The 16,077-nt window shown below is 36.6% G+C and carries 15 protein-coding genes and 1 pseudogene; 9 read left to right on the plus strand and 7 right to left on the minus strand.

Annotated features, from left to right (window positions below; genetic code table 11):
- Window positions 1-42: 42 nt before the first annotated feature.
- Together yqeH and V7149_RS17510 are read right to left on the minus strand one after the other, a co-directional pair.
- A complete protein-coding gene (gene yqeH, locus V7149_RS17505; protein WP_335346888.1) occupies window positions 43-1,146 on the minus strand; it encodes a ribosome biogenesis GTPase YqeH in 1,104 nt (367 codons plus the stop codon).
- A gap of 3 nt (window positions 1,147-1,149) precedes the next feature.
- Window positions 1,150-1,665 carry a YqeG family HAD IIIA-type phosphatase gene (locus V7149_RS17510; protein WP_335346889.1) on the minus strand — a complete coding sequence of 172 codons (516 nt, stop codon included), beginning with the start codon at window positions 1,663-1,665 and terminating at the stop codon, window positions 1,150-1,152.
- Between the two features lie 374 nt (window positions 1,666-2,039).
- Between V7149_RS17510 and V7149_RS17515 the strand changes: the two genes are divergently transcribed.
- The gene (locus tag V7149_RS17515; protein ID WP_335346890.1) at window positions 2,040-2,180 is read left to right on the plus strand and encodes a sporulation histidine kinase inhibitor Sda; all 141 of its coding nucleotides are present in this window, start codon (window positions 2,040-2,042) and stop codon (window positions 2,178-2,180) included.
- 98 nt (window positions 2,181-2,278) lie between these two features.
- On the opposite strand, the gene V7149_RS17520 is transcribed toward V7149_RS17515, so the two are convergent.
- A complete protein-coding gene (locus tag V7149_RS17520) occupies window positions 2,279-3,079 on the minus strand; it encodes a phosphatidylserine decarboxylase (RefSeq protein ID WP_335346891.1) in 801 nt (266 codons plus the stop codon).
- A gap of 153 nt (window positions 3,080-3,232) precedes the next feature.
- Between V7149_RS17520 and pssA the strand changes: the two genes are divergently transcribed.
- Complete coding sequence (gene pssA, locus V7149_RS17525) at window positions 3,233-3,772, plus strand: CDP-diacylglycerol--serine O-phosphatidyltransferase (RefSeq protein ID WP_335346892.1); 540 nt, start codon at window positions 3,233-3,235, stop codon at window positions 3,770-3,772.
- 124 nt (window positions 3,773-3,896) lie between these two features.
- Here pssA and V7149_RS17530 read toward each other — a convergent pair whose 3' ends face one another.
- From V7149_RS17530 to V7149_RS17545, 4 genes are all read right to left on the minus strand, one after another.
- Window positions 3,897-5,444, minus strand: a complete 1,548-nt coding sequence (locus tag V7149_RS17530; protein ID WP_335346893.1) for a glutathione ABC transporter substrate-binding protein — start codon at window positions 5,442-5,444, stop codon at window positions 3,897-3,899.
- A 17-nt stretch (window positions 5,445-5,461) separates the two neighbouring features.
- Entirely contained in the window at window positions 5,462-6,946 is a 1,485-nt protein-coding gene (locus V7149_RS17535; RefSeq protein WP_335346894.1) for a chlorohydrolase family protein, read from the minus strand.
- The gene (locus V7149_RS17540) at window positions 6,943-8,454 is read right to left on the minus strand and encodes an amidohydrolase family protein (protein WP_335346895.1); all 1,512 of its coding nucleotides are present in this window, start codon (window positions 8,452-8,454) and stop codon (window positions 6,943-6,945) included. The genes V7149_RS17535 and V7149_RS17540 overlap by 4 nt, the downstream gene beginning before the upstream one ends.
- Window positions 8,455-8,665: 211 nt before the next feature.
- Window positions 8,666-9,880 carry an amidohydrolase gene (locus V7149_RS17545; protein ID WP_335346896.1) on the minus strand — a complete coding sequence of 405 codons (1,215 nt, stop codon included), beginning with the start codon at window positions 9,878-9,880 and terminating at the stop codon, window positions 8,666-8,668.
- Window positions 9,881-10,122: 242 nt separating this feature from the next.
- On the opposite strand from V7149_RS17545, the gene V7149_RS17550 reads away from it, so the two are divergent.
- The 7 genes and pseudogenes from V7149_RS17550 to V7149_RS17580 all read left to right on the plus strand — a co-directional run.
- The gene (locus V7149_RS17550) at window positions 10,123-11,028 is read left to right on the plus strand and encodes an ABC transporter permease (protein ID WP_335346897.1); all 906 of its coding nucleotides are present in this window, start codon (window positions 10,123-10,125) and stop codon (window positions 11,026-11,028) included.
- Between the two features lie 21 nt (window positions 11,029-11,049).
- Window positions 11,050-11,970 (plus strand): ABC transporter permease, encoded by a 921-nt coding sequence (locus tag V7149_RS17555; protein WP_335346898.1) that lies wholly within the window; start codon window positions 11,050-11,052, stop codon window positions 11,968-11,970.
- An 11-nt stretch (window positions 11,971-11,981) separates the two neighbouring features.
- Window positions 11,982-12,995 (plus strand): ABC transporter ATP-binding protein, encoded by a 1,014-nt coding sequence (locus V7149_RS17560; protein WP_335346899.1) that lies wholly within the window; start codon window positions 11,982-11,984, stop codon window positions 12,993-12,995.
- Window positions 12,992-13,978, plus strand: coding sequence for an ABC transporter ATP-binding protein (locus V7149_RS17565; RefSeq protein WP_335346900.1), 987 nt, complete (start codon window positions 12,992-12,994; stop codon window positions 13,976-13,978). Before V7149_RS17560 ends, V7149_RS17565 begins: the two co-directional genes overlap by 4 nt.
- 109 nt (window positions 13,979-14,087) lie before the next feature.
- Window positions 14,088-14,843: a sensor histidine kinase gene (locus V7149_RS17570; RefSeq protein ID WP_335346901.1), complete on the plus strand. Its 756-nt coding sequence runs from the start codon at window positions 14,088-14,090 to the stop codon at window positions 14,841-14,843.
- A 21-nt stretch (window positions 14,844-14,864) separates the two neighbouring features.
- Entirely contained in the window at window positions 14,865-15,557 is a 693-nt protein-coding gene (locus V7149_RS17575; protein WP_335346902.1) for a response regulator transcription factor, read from the plus strand.
- Window positions 15,554-16,077, plus strand: a pseudogene (locus V7149_RS17580) (hypothetical protein); the annotation flags it as partial. The gene V7149_RS17575 and the pseudogene V7149_RS17580, both read left to right, overlap by 4 nt.

A 16,077-nucleotide genomic window follows, 5' to 3' on the forward strand; every position in this document is an offset into this window, starting at 1 on the left:
GGGGGTAGGCGCTGGAGCTTGACATCTCTCTAACTCTAAAAATTATATTAATGATTTTCTTAATAAGGCATGAACACCCTTTGGAACATATGCAGCTACCTTTGCCCCAGGTTCATTGACTGTAATCCAGCCAAGACCTGAAAAAACTATATCCGTTTTTCCTTCTTTAATTGTAAATTCATGTTTAACAAGTTCCGGGAAGCTGTCCATTTGTTCCATCCTAGGCGGCGTTAACATTTCACCAACATGGTTTTTGTATAATTCATCTGCATTTTCCAATTTTGTACGGTGAAGATTTAAATCATTGGAGAAATGGCAAACAAAGGATCTGCGTCCGCCTGTTTTATAGTCAAAGCGCGCTAAGCCTCCAATAAAGAGGGTTTGCCCCTCATTCAGCTGAAAGACTGTCGGCTTTATTTCTTTTTTCGGCGTAATGATTTTTAAATCACGCTTATCAACATAATGAGCCATTTGGTGATGATTTATTATTCCTGGCGTATCAACAAGTGACTTCCCATCCGATAAGGGGATTTCAATGATATCAAGAGTTGTACCTGGAAAATGTGAGGTTGTGATCACATCACCTTCTCCTGTTACCTCTTTTAAAATTCGATTAATAAATGTTGATTTCCCAACATTCGTACAGCCAACAACATAAACATCTTTACCTTTTCGATATACATCAATTGCTTCAGCCACCTCAGAAATATTTTTCCCTTTAGCAGCACTTACTAGAAAAACATCTTCTGGCTTAAGGCCTAGCTCTTTTGCTTCTTGCTTCATCCAATTAATTAACTTATTGTGTTTAACCGATTTTGGCAGCAAATCGACTTTATTCCCTACAAGCAGGATTTTATTTTTTCCGACAAACCTATGCAGTCCCGGCAGCCAGCTCCCGTTAAAGTCGAATATATCAATGATTTTCACAATCAAAGAATCACTTTTACCTAGTTCATTTAAAATTTTCAGAAAGTCATCATCCGTTAAATCAACATCCTGCACTTCATTATAATGTTTTAAGCGAAAACAGCGCTGACAAATAATCGCTTCCTTTTCCAGCGCTGATAAAGGTGCATAACCAATTGCGGCTGGATCTTCAGTTTGAATCTTCACACCGCAGCCTATACAAATATATTGTTCACTCACAAATTAATCCTCCCACTGAATCATGCCTTTTTTCCTAAACCAATTTAAGATTAATCTTTCCACTTTACGATTAAACCGAGTAATAAAACCATCAGTCTGCGCAACTGGAACAACAAGAATGGTCCGAAATCCGCTTCGGTTACCGCCCAAAACATCAGTTAATAATTGATCGCCAATAACGACTGTTTCCTCTTTCTTAAGACCCATTTCAAGTAATGCTCTATTAAAAGCCCGCCCTAAAGGTTTTCGAGCCAATGGGATAAAGGGGATGTTAAGCGGCTCAGAAAAAGACCTAACCCGATTATCATTATTATTTGATACGATCGTAATCATGACATTACTATTTTTCATTTCTTCAAACCAATTTATCAACTTTGGTGTAGCATTCGGTCGATCCCATTCGACAAGGGTGTTATCTAAATCAGTAATAATTCCTTTTATGCCGTATTCCTTCAACTTTTCAGGGGTAATCTCAAATATACTTCTAACATGCTGATCCGGTAAAAATTGCTTCAACACGATATATAACACCTCTATTTACTTCTTTATTATAAAACGAAAAAGAAAAGTAATAATTTGTACTCATCATAAACAATTTTATTCTATCTTTCAAACATAGGCTTAATCTGAGCTAATTAAGAAATTTTTCGACATTTTTTTCTCAAGAAATTTCTGTGGATAACTTTATTCACATTAAGCACACTCATTTATATGATTTCCCACCTTTTACTAACAACTTAACCACAGGTTATCCACTAAGCATTGTGGATAACAGAACGGTTGTTCTAAAGAAAAAAGTTTGCTAGAGTATGATTACAACATAAATCTTACATTATATGTATGAAGTCAATTATATAGAATTCTAAAATTAAAATTCATGGAGGTGAATGGACATGCGAAAGCTGTCAGACGAACTATTAATCGAATCCTATTATAAAGCAATCGAGTTAAAGTTAAGCTCAGACTTTATTAACCTAATAAAGACGGAAATTCACCGACGTTCATTGTCACATAAGATTAAAGTTTCATCCTAATGCAATGTTCCTTTTTAGTGGGGGTTACGGCTTTGTGAATTCACGATAAATATACCGGCCCCCCAGAGCACCTTTTTTCCTCTTCCAAAACGCTATTTCTACTGTGTGATGTTCTTGTCATGATTAATATGGCCAACCCGCTCACCCACTTTTATGTCATATGGTGTTTTAATCGTTGACATTGGGGTAAAACTGTTTTTTTCGAATAAAAGGACAACCGTTGAGCCGAAGGAGAAATAAGCCATTTCATCACCCTTTGCCAATTGATCACCATTATGTATCACTTCTATTGAATTCACAAACATAGCCCCCACCTTAACAATTGAAAGCTTGCCGTTCATATGCTCTACTTCAGTTATGGTCCGATAATTTTTTGACAGTGCATCTTTTCCATATTTTAAACCATATTTATTAACTGGGTAGGATTTCTGACCCAATGTCCATTGGTCAAGAACACGGCCGGTAACAGGACTATGAATCCGATGATAATGACTAGGACTTAAATAGAAGATCATGTAGCAGCCATCCGTATATTTATCTAGCTTTTCATCATTCCCCATCATCTCTCTAATGGAATAATCCTTTTCTTTTACTGTAATAATATGTCCCGGCTTTATTAGGCCAATGTCTTCAATGATTGCATCAACCGGGCTCACAATGGAATAGGGATCTTGATCAATAAGACGTACTCCTTCTTTAAGAGACCTCGTAAAGAAATCATGCAAAGTGGGATATTCCGCTAATGTTTTCCCCATTTCATCCTGGTTAATTTGATAAGCTTTACAAAAAGATGGGACGAACAGGCGGCTGGCATTGGAACGAGCAAATCTTTTTAATAGTCCTGAAGTTATTTTACCGTTCGTAAGCTCAATAAAAAGCCGATAAAGCGATTGTTTCATTCTTTCACCCCCAATATACTCTTTACGGTCAGTACTAAAGAGAATAAAATTAAATATTATAAAATAAGAACAGTAACGTGCTTACTTGTGAATCTAAAGCACTTAGGACGACAACTAGGCATATGATATCTTACCTAAAAAGGAGTGTGGTAAATGTTTTTAAATGATATTTTAGATCAAACCATAAAAAAACTAAAAGCACAAACTGCAAATGTTATCACTTTAGTGAATTTATCATTAGGCGGGTTTGCCATTATTTTTGCCTTAAAAGGTAATTTAAATCTAAGTTTGCTGCTCATTTTTGTCGCAGCACTTGCTGACCGGTTCGATGGAATGATTGCTAGAAAGCTTCAAATTGAATCGGAATTAGGGAAGCAATTAGATTCCATGAGTGATATTATATCATTTGGAGTTGCTCCTGCACTATTAATATATCAAGGAATTTTAATTGAATTCGGGGCCCCCGGTTCATTTTTCACCATTTTTTATATTGGCTGTGGAGCTTTCCGCTTAGCACGATTTAATATTAGTGAGAACAATGGCTATTTTACTGGACTTCCGATAACAGCTGCCGGCTGTCTAATTACATTGAGCTATCTTATGATTCCTTATATTCCTGCGCCATTCTTCTTATTTATAACGATTATCCTTTCATTTTTAATGGTCAGTCCGTTTAAATTGAAAAAGGTTTAGTAGAATACCTATCGCTTGATACCTAACAGAATAAATGTTATCCCAAATAAACACCATGGAATAAAAAATTGACCTAAAAGAGTTGTTTATTAACAACCTTTTGGGTCAAATTTTTGTTATTCACTTATTCAAAGAAGAAAAATCCAACTGGGTTCATCCAAACCTGATCAATCCCCTTTGCAGTTACAGATAAATGCTCAAGAGTTCTAATCGGTATAAGAGGAGCTTCTTCTAACTCAATTTCTTGCAACTCCGCATACAATTCCATTCGCTTTTCCTCATTTGGTTCTTTTCTTGCGTCCTCAATTAGCTTATCAACTACTGGATTTTTATAAAAGGAAAAGTTTCCGACCGGTCCTGCTGAAGAGCTATGGAATACATTGTATTGATTGTAATCAGCATCTCCAGTTGCATTACCCCATCCGCCAATATACATTTCAGATTTCCCTTCAGAAAGTGTTTCAATATAAACTCCGTACTCTAATACTTGTATCTCTACTTCTACTCCAATACCTTTAAGTTGAGATTGAATAACTTCTGCTAAATTAATACGTTCTTTACGATCATCGGTTACAATCGTTGTTTTAAAACCGTTAGGAAAACCAGCTTCTTTTAATAAGTTTTTTGCTTGATTCACATCATATGGAAAATCTTTTAATCCATCGTGAAAGCCAATCACCTTTGGAGCCAATGCTGATGCTACTCTAGATCCGACACTATTGTATACACCCTTTATGATTGCGTCCTTTTCGATAGCATGTGCAATCGCTTGGCGTACTTTCACATCTGTAAATGGTTCCTTTTCTACATTGAATCCAATATATTCAACACCAAATCCTTCTGTTCGAAGAACAGACATTGATGAAGAACCCTCCACTCTATTTAGCTCTGTTACCGGAAGTTGATCGGCTACATGTGCTTCTCCTGTTTCGACCATTGCGACTCTTGTCGATTCTTCAGGGACTACTTTATACGTAAGTTTTTCAAAAGAAGGTTTTGTTCCCCAATATTCTTCGTTGCGAAGAATGACCATTTCTTGCCCCGGTTTCCAAGATTCGAACTTGAAAGGTCCTGTCCCAACAGCATTGATTGATAAGTCAACTCCTCCTTCATTAAATGCTTTAGGACTAATAATGGAGCCTTCACTGCTTGCTAACACAGACAATAATGCTGAAAATGGATTATTTAAATGAAGTACTGCCGTATAATCATCTTTAACCTCAACTTCCTTCAACATGGAAAAAACTACGGCTCTCGGTGAAGCAGTTTTTTCGTCTAGCAGGCGATCGAAAACCTGCTTAACAGCTTCAGCGTTAAAATCGCTTCCATCATGAAATTTTACATCTTTTCGTAACTTGAATTCCCAAGTTAAATCATCAATCTGACTCCATTCTTCTGCCAATGCTGGAATATAGTTCGAGTCCTTATCCCTTGATACAAGACTTTCATATACTTTCCCATATACATAATTTGCAGTAGGATTACTTGATATGAAGTGTGGATCAATATTTCCTGCGTCCGCTTTTCGAGCTACTATTAATTCATTAATCTCTTCCTTTTCAACCTTTTCTTTCCCATCCACATTCTCTTTTGTAGTGGAACATCCCACGAGACCAAACATTAATACCAGTAATAATACGATTAATTTATATGGCTTTTGTACAATACTCATTTTTTTCCTCTCCTTTTCTACTTTTCTATCTTTTGTTGTTCACTGTCACTATTCAAAGCTGAAGAAAAAAGTTTCTCCGGACCAAGACTCTGATAATCCCTAACTATATAACTTGCTTTAAGTTTTGTGAAATAATCCTTCCCTTTTTTCTTCAATTCTGTAAAATCTACTCCCGGTATGGTTCTGTCCTTCATAACAGTTCTACCATTAATAATAGACATCTTAATATCACTTCCTGAAGCTGCAAGGCACATTGTTCTGAAAGGATCATCAATATTGCCAATGTGAAAGCCTGACATATCTACAACGATAATATCTGCCTTTGCCCCAGGTGCAAGTCGTCCTAAATCAGGACGACCTAAAAAAGATGCTCCTCCAATTGTGGCTGCTCTAAAAATATCAGCAAAGGTAGAACCTTGTACTTTTTTTGAAGTTATGCGTGATAATATTGCCCCTGTACGGATATTTTGAAAAAAGTCTGGCGGAAACGCATCGGTACCTAGTGCAAGTGGTATTCCCATCCCCAAATAATTTGAAAATGATTCCATTGCAACACCATGCCTCCCCAACACTAGGGGACAATGAATTACTGTTACACCTGTTTCGTGTAAAAGCTTCAAATCACTGCCATATTTTTCCTCTTCCCCTACATACTCAGCTGTATAAATTGCGTGAGGTATTGCCGTATTCTTATCAAGGAAACCAATATCATACAGAAAACGAATTGGTGTTTTTTGATAACGACTTACAATTTCTTTATATTCGAATTCACCTTGGGCTGCATGAAGGCGTACCGGACATTTTAATTCTTTACTATACTTTTTTGTTTTAACAAGAATATCTTCAGATTGGGTTTCAATTCTTTCAGGTGCAAGCATCCCTCTTATCAGCCCGTTATAAGCACCATCGTACCGCCGAACAAATTCAACCGCTCGCTCCAAACCTGCTTGACCCTCGTCTTCATCAAATTCCACAGTTATCTCTCCATTTGGTGACACGACTCTAATTCCGGATTGATAGCTTGGTCCTAAATATACACGTAAACCTAACATTCCTGCATGATGAACCGCTGCTTCTAGTTCTTTATATGTCTCTGCCCACTTTTTGTAGAAAACAGATGTAATCGGCATTGCAGTTGTAACACCATTTAGTATTAGCTGAGAATATGCATAAAGAGACTTGAATGCCTCTTCTTCCTCCGACATAAACTCTTTTGGTCCAGCATCGTAATACTCTTTTGACCAAAGCAGATTTTTGCGTTTTTCTTCTTCTTGTTCAACATGAATGGAGTCATGATCAATATCACCAAGTGCATCAAGATCAATAAAGCCAGGGCTAATTACAGCTTCTCCAAAATCGATTGTTTCATCAACCTGCCCATTGAAACATTCTCCAACATACAAGATAGTGTCGTTTTCATAAACAATTTCTGCATTGGTTAAAATTGTATGATCATTACCATCGAAGGCAATTACGTATTTTGCCTTTAGTTTTTTCTTCATAAAATTTTTACCTCCATTTTCTGCTCAAACTCTTCCTTATTAAAACGCCTTTCATCCAAATATGCTCTTGCATGTCCCCAAAAATAAGAAGTTGGCTGCATAAAAGGTTCCAATCCTGCTCTTTTAACTGTTGCCCAAGCTTCTTCATTTGCTTCGTCTAGTACTTGCTTCTCATCCACCGTATTTACAATTCTATTTTCCATTACTACATTACCGTCTACAATTACAGTATCAACATCACTTCCTACTGCTTGGTATACAAGACGGTGAACATGCATGAAAGCCGGAGTTAAATGTGGCTGATTAAAATTAACAGTTATTACGTCTGCTTTTTTGCCTATCTCAAGTGAACCAATTTCATCGTCCCAACCTACACATTTTGCAGCATCGATGGTGACCATCTCCAATAGTTTTCCTGGTGGTAAATAATAATAATCCCTAAGGGCTGCCTGTTGAAGAAGCTGCATACGCCTCATCGCTTGGAACATATCAAATGGGCTAATTGGTGATGTTCCATCTGTAGTAATTGCAACTGTAGTTCCCATTTCAATTAATTCAGTAACAGGTGTTCGAGCATTAATTGATCCAAAACCTGGTGATGCACTGACATTAGTACCTGTTTCAGCGAGAATTTTCGCTTCATCGAATGATATTCCTCGACAATGCTGTAAATGAACATCAGGGCCGAAAAGTGAAAACTCCTTTTCCTTAGCTGCAAGGTGAATCATTCCGCCAAATGCATCAGAATGAATACGCGTATCATATTTTTTAGCGATTGAACGAACCAGCCGAGCCTGCATTTTATCATGATCTGTCAGCCTATGAAGTGATTCCAGTGGCGTAGGTGCAGATGAATTGACAGATGTAACAATGACATAAGGAGTAATAAAAGCTCTTATATGATCATTATGTGAATGGTTAAGGGCCTCTATAACCGCCTCTGCTCCTTTAATAGCCTGATCAAAAGTAACCTCCTCGACTATTCGCTTTCCATCTTTCCATCGGCTAAATGACTGTGGCCACGGAGGGTTAGCCGGACCTGTACAAACAATTTCTCTTACTCCAATTTCTGTATAAGCCTTTGCATGATTTATGGAAAATATCGGATTATCCGAACGAGGTACAGACCCCATAACTGAAACTCCTGTTGTCACTCCACATTTTAATCGTTCGAGTGCTGATAACTTGCCTTCATAATACCAAAACTCATCGGTCACAAAGTGCTTGTATGCAGTTGTTATTATAGGCATCCAATCTCCAATATTATCTGAAGCTATCGTTTTGAAAAGTGAATGGCCCCCGTGACCATGCGCGTCAATAAAGCCTGGCATTATTACATGACCTTTACAATCAATTACCTTCTTTGCCTGATACTTTTTGTTTAAATCTTCTGAATTGCCTACATCAATAATTCTTCCTTTATTTATTGCTACTCCGCCATTTTGAAGTAACCGCCTTTGCTTATCCATCGTTACGACAAATCCGTCTGTTAAAAGTAAATCAATCAATAAAATGCTCCTCCTTTATATTTCTGAATTTTTAATATATTTAGATTATGAATGATGCTAAATATTTTGTTTTTCGTAATTTTTACTGCTTTTTATAGTTTTTTGTCTTTTTATTTTTGAAGCCCAAAGAATTCCTTTGTATCCATATTTCTTCACACATATTCCCTTCTATTCTTACTCCATGTTTTTATAGTCAAGGAAGACCGCCTCCTCATGCGTTGTTCTTTACAATAGTGCCTTGATGAAGGACTGTTTTGACAGGTGCCCTTCTCGCTACTGCATGTGCGGAGCAAGTGGCATCCAAAAGAATCATGTTTGCAATATCCCCAACTTGTGGCCATACTTTTTCACCTAATTCGTTTAGTGGCGTAACACTGCCTGATGCAAAGCCCCATGTTCGATTAAGGCTGTATTCATCTATTAATCTAAAACGCTCTCCTAGAATACTCAGCTTCTCTATTGTGTTTCCAGTTCCAAATGGAGACCAATGATCTGTTAAACAGTCATGACCAACTGATACAGAAACACCATATGACTTTAAAACCGGAACAGGAATGGTTGGTCTATTGATAGGTATCGTTGATGTTATATCAATTCCAGTATCCAGCAAAGTTTCTATCACCGGGATTAACTCTTGTTGTTCTAAATCTGCAAGCGCAATTCCATGACTAATTGTAACCTGACCTTCCTTTTTTGCATGTTTCGTTACTTCCGCCAACATATTAATTGTAAATGCACCAAGTGAACTTGGATCGTGTAGATGAATATCTATGCCTGTTCCTGCTTCAATCGCAATATCCATCATTGTTTCAAGAGATTGATTAATATTTCGGTCAACCGTAGCTGGGTCCAGTCCACCTACAATCGTTGCACCATATTTCATTGCCTCTCTCATTAAAGACGTTACACCGCTTCGTAACAATCCATGCTGCGGAAAAGCAACGATGTCATAGGTTAATTTTCCCTGAAAACTTTTAAAAGCTTGTACTGTTGCTTCTAGATTACTGAGCCCAATAACAGGATCTATATTACAATGTGTACGAATATGTGTATGCCCCTGTGTTAACAGCAAATCTATAATTGCTTCTGCTCGTTCCTGTACAAACGGAAGTTGCTTGGGAAGAAGAGACTGTTCTTCTTCAATACGTGAAAATATTCCCTTTGGAGCAGGATTACAAGCTTTCCAAGGTCCAGTAAAATACGTTTTGTCTAAATGGATGTGCATATCACGAAAAGATGGCATTAGCAGTTTTCCATTTGCATTTAGCACATCAACACCATCTTTATGAACCGAAGAAGATACTTCCTTTACTCTACCGTTCTCAATAAACAAATCCATTAACTCTGTTTTTGTTCCGCATACCCTGTCTCCTTCATATTCAAAACCTGTTTCTACCCGTGCCTGCTTAATAAGTAAGGTATCCACTCTTTTTTCACTCCTTTTATCAACCTAGAAAATAAACTCTGAACTTCTCCATATTTCATTTTCCAATTTTAATTATAAAGAAAGTTCTGTCGTGATTTTTTCATTATACTTACTATCTTTTTTAATATTTAAACTATTCTAATTAATACTATTTACTTTCTAGCTGACTTTTTTTATTTTGGATTTAGAGAATACGCTCATTTCACATTAATTCCTAAATTTATTAAAGGAGGATATACCATATGGAAGTTAAACCTTTAGTTTCAAGCACAAATCCATCACTTCGATCAATTAGAAAAGCTAGTAAACAGGAGAGATGGAGACAAGTTATTTTTTCCATCACTTCTAATCGAGCTGCATTATTTGGTGGAATTATTATTATCTTTTATTTAATCATGACTCTTTTTGCTCCATTTCTAGCTCCTTACGACCCCTACGTCATTCAGCTTGAAAACAAGCTGCAGCCTCCGAACATTGAGCATTGGATGGGTACCGATGATAAGGGACGTGATATTCTAAGCCGAATCCTTTATGGTTCAAGATTATCGATGGGTGTAGGGATTTCCTCTGTACTATTTGGAGCTATCTTTGGAATTACATTGGGGCTTCTTGCAGGTTACTACGGAAAGTGGGTAGATAATATTATTTGCCGAGTTCTTGATGTAATGCTAGCTTTTCCAGGTATTTTACTTGCTCTTGCAATCATCAGTGCTTTAGGACCTAGTTTAATTAACGTCACAATTGCAGTTGGTGTTTTTTCTATTCCTTTATTTGCTCGAATCGTTCGCGGTTCAACTATGGAAGTAAAAAAGCTGGAATACATTGAAGCGATCCGTGTACTAGGCGCAAATGATGCAATCATAATTTTCAGACACATACTTCCGAATATACTATCCCCTATAATCGTTCAAGGTACATTACGATTAGCGACAGCCATTTTATCAGCTGCTGGGTTATCGTTTTTAGGTCTTGGTGCACAACCTCCTTCTCCGGAGTGGGGAACTATGCTTTCAAGTGGACGTGACTTTCTTTTCAGTGCTCCATATATGGCGATTTTTCCTGGTTTAGTCATCTCAATTCTAGTATTAGGGTTTAATCTTTTTGGTGATGGATTACGTGACGCTCTGGACCCACGAATGAAAAAATAAACTCATGAAAGGTGAGGTTTTATGTTATTTTTCGTATCAAAACGCTTACTGCAAATTATCCCGGTTATTTTTGGTGTAACGCTTGTTGTATTTCTCATTATGCAAATGGTCCCTGGGGATCCGGCTGCGATTTTGGCAGGCGAAGGTGCATCAAAAGAAACAATTGAACAATATCGTAAGGACCTTGGTTTAGACCTTCCTCTACATGAACAGTACATAAACTATATTGTTAACGTGTTTCAAGGCGATTTAGGACATTCTATTAAAAATAAGCAACCAGTTCTTAATGAAATTATGCAACGGTTACCAATTACAATTGAATTAGCCTTTTTCAGTATTTTAATCACCATCGTTCTTGGTATGGCCGCTGGGATTATTTCAGCAATAAAACCTTATTCCCTTATGGACTTTTTGGTCATGTTAATTGCACTACTTGGAATTTCATTACCTAGCTTCTTTTTTGGTTTAGTTATGATGTATGTATTTTCTATTAAACTACAAATTTTACCGGTAGCTGGATGGGATAGTATTTTGCATATAATATTGCCTGCTATTTCACTTGGAGTTGGCGGTGCAGCCATCGTTGCTCGTATGACCCGCTCGACTATGCTTGATGTCGTGAGTCAAGATTATATTCGTACAGCACGTGCCAAAGGAGTAAAGGAATACGTAATTATTTACAGGCATGCATTACGGAATGCACTTATTCCAGTTATTACAGTTGTTGGACTTCAGTTTGGTTCGCTTCTAGGCGGTACTGTTTTAATTGAATCTGTTTTCGCAATAAATGGACTTGGTCGAATGATTGTCGATTCAATAAGGACAAGAGATCTTCCTATGGTTCAAGGTGGAATACTTATAGCCTCAATTATCTTTGTCATCGTAAATTTATTTGTAGATATCCTATATCGATTTTTTAACAAAAGAATTGAACTTAATTAGAGGAGGAACATATGGATAAGGAAGTTATTTTAGAAGTTAAAGGTCTAAAAACACATTTTCATACATCAAAAGGTGTAGCTAAAGCAGTTGACGGGATCGACTTTGTTCTGCGAAAGGGAGAGACTATGGGCATTGTAGGAGAGTCGGGGTGCGGAAAATCGATTACCTCACTCTCTATACTAAGACTTATTCCCACCCCTCCTGGAAAAATTGTAGCTGGAGAGATCTTATTAAAAGGCAGAAACCTCGTAACAATGCCAACTTCGGAATTACGAAAAATACGAGGAAATCAAATCTCAATGATTTTTCAAGAACCAATGACAAGTCTAAACCCAGTTATTCCAATAGGAGGTCAAATTTCAGAGGCAATTCAACTTCATCAGAAATTGAATAAAAAGCAAGCAAAAGCAAAAGCATTAGAACTACTTGAACTTGTCGGTATACCTTCGCCTGAAAAAAGAGTTAAGCAGGAACCTTTTCTATTAAGTGGGGGAATGCGCCAACGTGTCATGATTGCTATGGCTCTAGCTTGTACACCCGAGGTCTTAATCGCAGATGAACCCACCACAGCACTCGATGTAACAATACAAGCGCAGATTTTAGATCTAATGAAAAAGCTTCAAAACCAAATAGGTATGAGCATTATTTTCATTACACATGATTTAGGTGTTGTCGCAGAAGTTTGTGACAAAGTAGCAGTCATGTACGCAGGTCAAATTATAGAAAATCGATCGACAAAAACAATTTTCAAAAATCCTTTGCACCCATATACACAGGGTCTTATCCGATCCTTACCTAAAATTCATGAAGAACAAGAGGAATTAGAAACGATTGAAGGAACTGTTCCAAGCCCATACAGCTTTCCAGAGGGGTGCCGTTTTGCAGATCGCTGTCCTTACGTTAAAGAGATTTGCAGGAACAGTTTGCCTGAATTAATCAATATTGGAGATGAAGAACAAATTCGGTGCTGGATGTATGATCCAGAGTGGGAACTCTCATCTAATGAAAAGCAGGTGTCAGTATGATTTCAGATATTGAAAAATCAAAAGAACCTTTACTTAATGTACAAAATTTAAAACAATACTTTCCTCTTAAAAAAGACTCTTTTTTTCAGCAAAAGCAAGTTGTTAAAGCAGTTGATGATATATCCTTTCATGTAATGGAGGGAGAAACTTTAAGTATTGTCGGAGAATCCGGATGCGGGAAATCTACAACAGGTCGTTCAATTCTCCGACTTGATGAACCTACAGAAGGAAAGGTTATTTTTCAAAACCGTTCATTGACTTCTCTCTCTAAACGGGAATTGCGCCAAATAAGGGGTGATATCCAAATCATTTTCCAAGATCCATATGCATCTTTAAATCCTAGAAGAAGTATTCGTCAAATACTAAGTGAGGCAATGACAATTCAAAAAGTACTCCCCAAAAATCAACAAGAAGAACGCTTACTCGAATTAATGAGTTTAGTTGGTTTAAGGCCAGAATCTCTTGAAAGATATCCTCATGAATTTTCGGGGGGGCAACGCCAACGCATTGGCATCGCACGCGCACTATCAGTCAATCCGAAAATGATTATTTGCGATGAATCAGTCTCAGCACTTGATGTATCAATACAAGCCCAAATCTTAAATTTACTAAAAAAGCTTCAGCGGGAGTTAAAATTAACTTATTTGTTTATTTCTCATGATTTAAGTGTTGTTCATCATATCTCGGATCGGGTAATGGTTATGTATCTTGGAAAAATAGTGGAGCTAGCAGATAAGAAAACCCTCTTCTCTAATCCTTCACATCCCTATACAAAGGCACTTCTTTCATCAATACCTGTGCCTAATACAGAAAGTAAGCGAGAAAGAATAATATTGTCAGGCGATATACCTTCGCCTATAGACCCTCCACCAGGTTGTCGCTTCCAAACCCGCTGCCCCTTTGCAACTGAGCGCTGCAGCAACGAAGAGCCTAGCCTGAGGTTAATAAGCAATAAACAATTAGTGGCATGTCATTATGCATAAATTTTTCTTCGTCATTATTCTAAATAACGAGAAAATTTACAAAAACCGCTTTCTTTTTTAGTAGAAAGCGGTAAAATGTTTATATCTTTCCTTGAAATGAGTGATATGCATGCTAAGTTTAGATGATTTTTCACTTTATATTATGCTTTGCATCTTATCTCCATTATTAGGAGCCTTTACTCTTTCCTTTATAATGATTTTTGAGAAAAGGTTTGACATCCTGCAAAAAGAAGCAAGTCTAATATCACTTGAAAAAGAACTCAAGTCGGCACAATATTATCAACTAAACCAGCAAATTCAGCCTCACTTTTTCTTCAATGCACTAAATACCATTTTAAGCCTTGCCCGACTTGATAGGAAAGAAGATCTTGTTCACTCTATTGAAGTTCTATCAAAATATTTTAAATATAAATATAAGACGAATCGTTCACTTATTCCACTAATAGATGAGCTTCAATACATGAATGATTATTTAACTATTCAAAACCTGCGCTTTGGTTCAAGACTAACCGTCAAACAAAAGATTGACGAGAGTTGCTTAATAGCCATGTCACCACCTTTTCTTCTGCAAACACTCGTAGAAAACTGTTTTAAACACGGAATCGAAAAAAACAGTGGGTCTTCAGAGCTAATTATTAAAATAAATAAAATTGAAGATTGTGTTTTTGTGGAGGTTTGGAATAGCGGAAGTTTTTTATCAGATATACAAACATCAAGCAATAGCGGCTATGGTCTTAATAATATAAAGAAAAGGCTAAAATTACTATTTCCAACGGAAAAAGTTTCTTTAAATCTTATTGAAAAAAACCACGGAACATCAGCAATAGTAAGTTGGCCAATGAAAACAGATGATAACACAGAGTAAGCAAACAAGGAGGTTTTAATAATGAATGTGCTTTTAGTCGATGACGAGCCTCTAGAATTAGAACAGCTTGAATATTTAATAATGCCACACTTTCCTCATTGGAGTTTCTATAAAGCCCAGGATGCTTCTCAAGCTCTTAGTATTGCACAAAAACACAACATCACATTATCTTTTTTAGACATTCATCTACCAGGTAAGTCTGGCTTGGAACTAGCTGCTGAATTAAAACAAAATTACACCATGGCAATTATTATGGTTACTGCCTTTCAAACATTTTCATATGCACAAACTGCCATTCGTCTTGGAGTGAACGATTATATTACGAAGCCTGTTATTGAGTCAGAGCTGCTTTCTATTCTCAATCCTTTCAAAAAATTATCTGCTCAATCGAGTATTATTCAACAAGTCATTACTATCATTCAAAAAGAGTATGATAGTAAGTTATCACTTGACTATATTGGTTCAAAAATACATCTTAACCCTACCTACTTAAGTAGAAAGTTTCACAAGGAAATGGGAATGAGCTTTACTGATTATTTACATACCTTCCGCATTGAAATTGCTAAAAAATATTTAATAGAACAAAAAGATTGGAGTATATCAGTCATATCGGAAAAATGCGGTTTTAACAGTCAACACTATTTTAGTTCATCATTTAATAAACTAACAGGTTCATCACCGAGAGACTTTCGAAATAAAGGGAAAAATAAATGAAACTATATTCACACTATATTAGCGGTTCACTAAAGTTTGGACTCTCTTTGGGAGTTGTAAGCTTACTTGCAAGATGGGCTACTGGAAATACAATTGTAACATCTCCTGAAACCCTTGTTAAATTTGGATTAGTTGGCGGAATTGGTTTTTCAGTTATGGGGGCTTTCACCTTCTTTATATTTGGAATTATTGCTCAGCGAATACGTATTAACTTTCCACAGCATGAAACTATAGGTGATTTTCTTAAAGATCGAATAAAGCCATCAGGCTCTTCAGCCCTATTATGGATGATAATCTTTCTTGGATTTGATTCATTATTTGTACATTCAATAGGTGTTGGAATTTTTCTAAACATTTTATTTGAAATCCCAGTGAATATTGGTCTTTTTTTCTTTTTATTTTATTGTTTCATTCATGCTGGGCTTGGAGGAATGAAATGGATACAAAGGTTTGAAGGAATTAATATTATTTTTATCTTTACAGGTATTATTTTTTTACATGTTTACTTTTTCATTCTAGA

Source organism: Bacillus sp. JJ1503 (assembly GCF_036965125.1).
Taxonomy (GTDB): Bacteria; Bacillota; Bacilli; order Bacillales; family Cytobacillaceae; genus Cytobacillus.

Bases quoted from the DNA above. Each gene is read 5' to 3' on its own strand.
- V7149_RS17515 (WP_335346890.1), top strand. From the start codon at position 2,040: ATGCGAAAGCTGTCAGACGAACTATTAATCGAATCCTATTATAAAGCA.
- V7149_RS17520 (WP_335346891.1), bottom strand. From the start codon at position 3,079: ATGAAACAATCGCTTTATCGGCTTTTTATTGAGCTTACGAACGGTAAA.
- pssA (WP_335346892.1), top strand. From the start codon at position 3,233: ATGTTTTTAAATGATATTTTAGATCAAACCATAAAAAAACTAAAAGCA.
- V7149_RS17530 (WP_335346893.1), bottom strand. From the start codon at position 5,444: ATGAGTATTGTACAAAAGCCATATAAATTAATCGTATTATTACTGGTA.
- V7149_RS17535 (WP_335346894.1), bottom strand. From the start codon at position 6,946: ATGAAGAAAAAACTAAAGGCAAAATACGTAATTGCCTTCGATGGTAAT.
- V7149_RS17550 (WP_335346897.1), top strand. From the start codon at position 10,123: ATGGAAGTTAAACCTTTAGTTTCAAGCACAAATCCATCACTTCGATCA.
- V7149_RS17555 (WP_335346898.1), top strand. From the start codon at position 11,050: ATGTTATTTTTCGTATCAAAACGCTTACTGCAAATTATCCCGGTTATT.
- V7149_RS17560 (WP_335346899.1), top strand. From the start codon at position 11,982: ATGGATAAGGAAGTTATTTTAGAAGTTAAAGGTCTAAAAACACATTTT.
- V7149_RS17565 (WP_335346900.1), top strand. From the start codon at position 12,992: ATGATTTCAGATATTGAAAAATCAAAAGAACCTTTACTTAATGTACAA.
- V7149_RS17570 (WP_335346901.1), top strand. From the start codon at position 14,088: ATGCTAAGTTTAGATGATTTTTCACTTTATATTATGCTTTGCATCTTA.
- V7149_RS17575 (WP_335346902.1), top strand. From the start codon at position 14,865: ATGAATGTGCTTTTAGTCGATGACGAGCCTCTAGAATTAGAACAGCTT.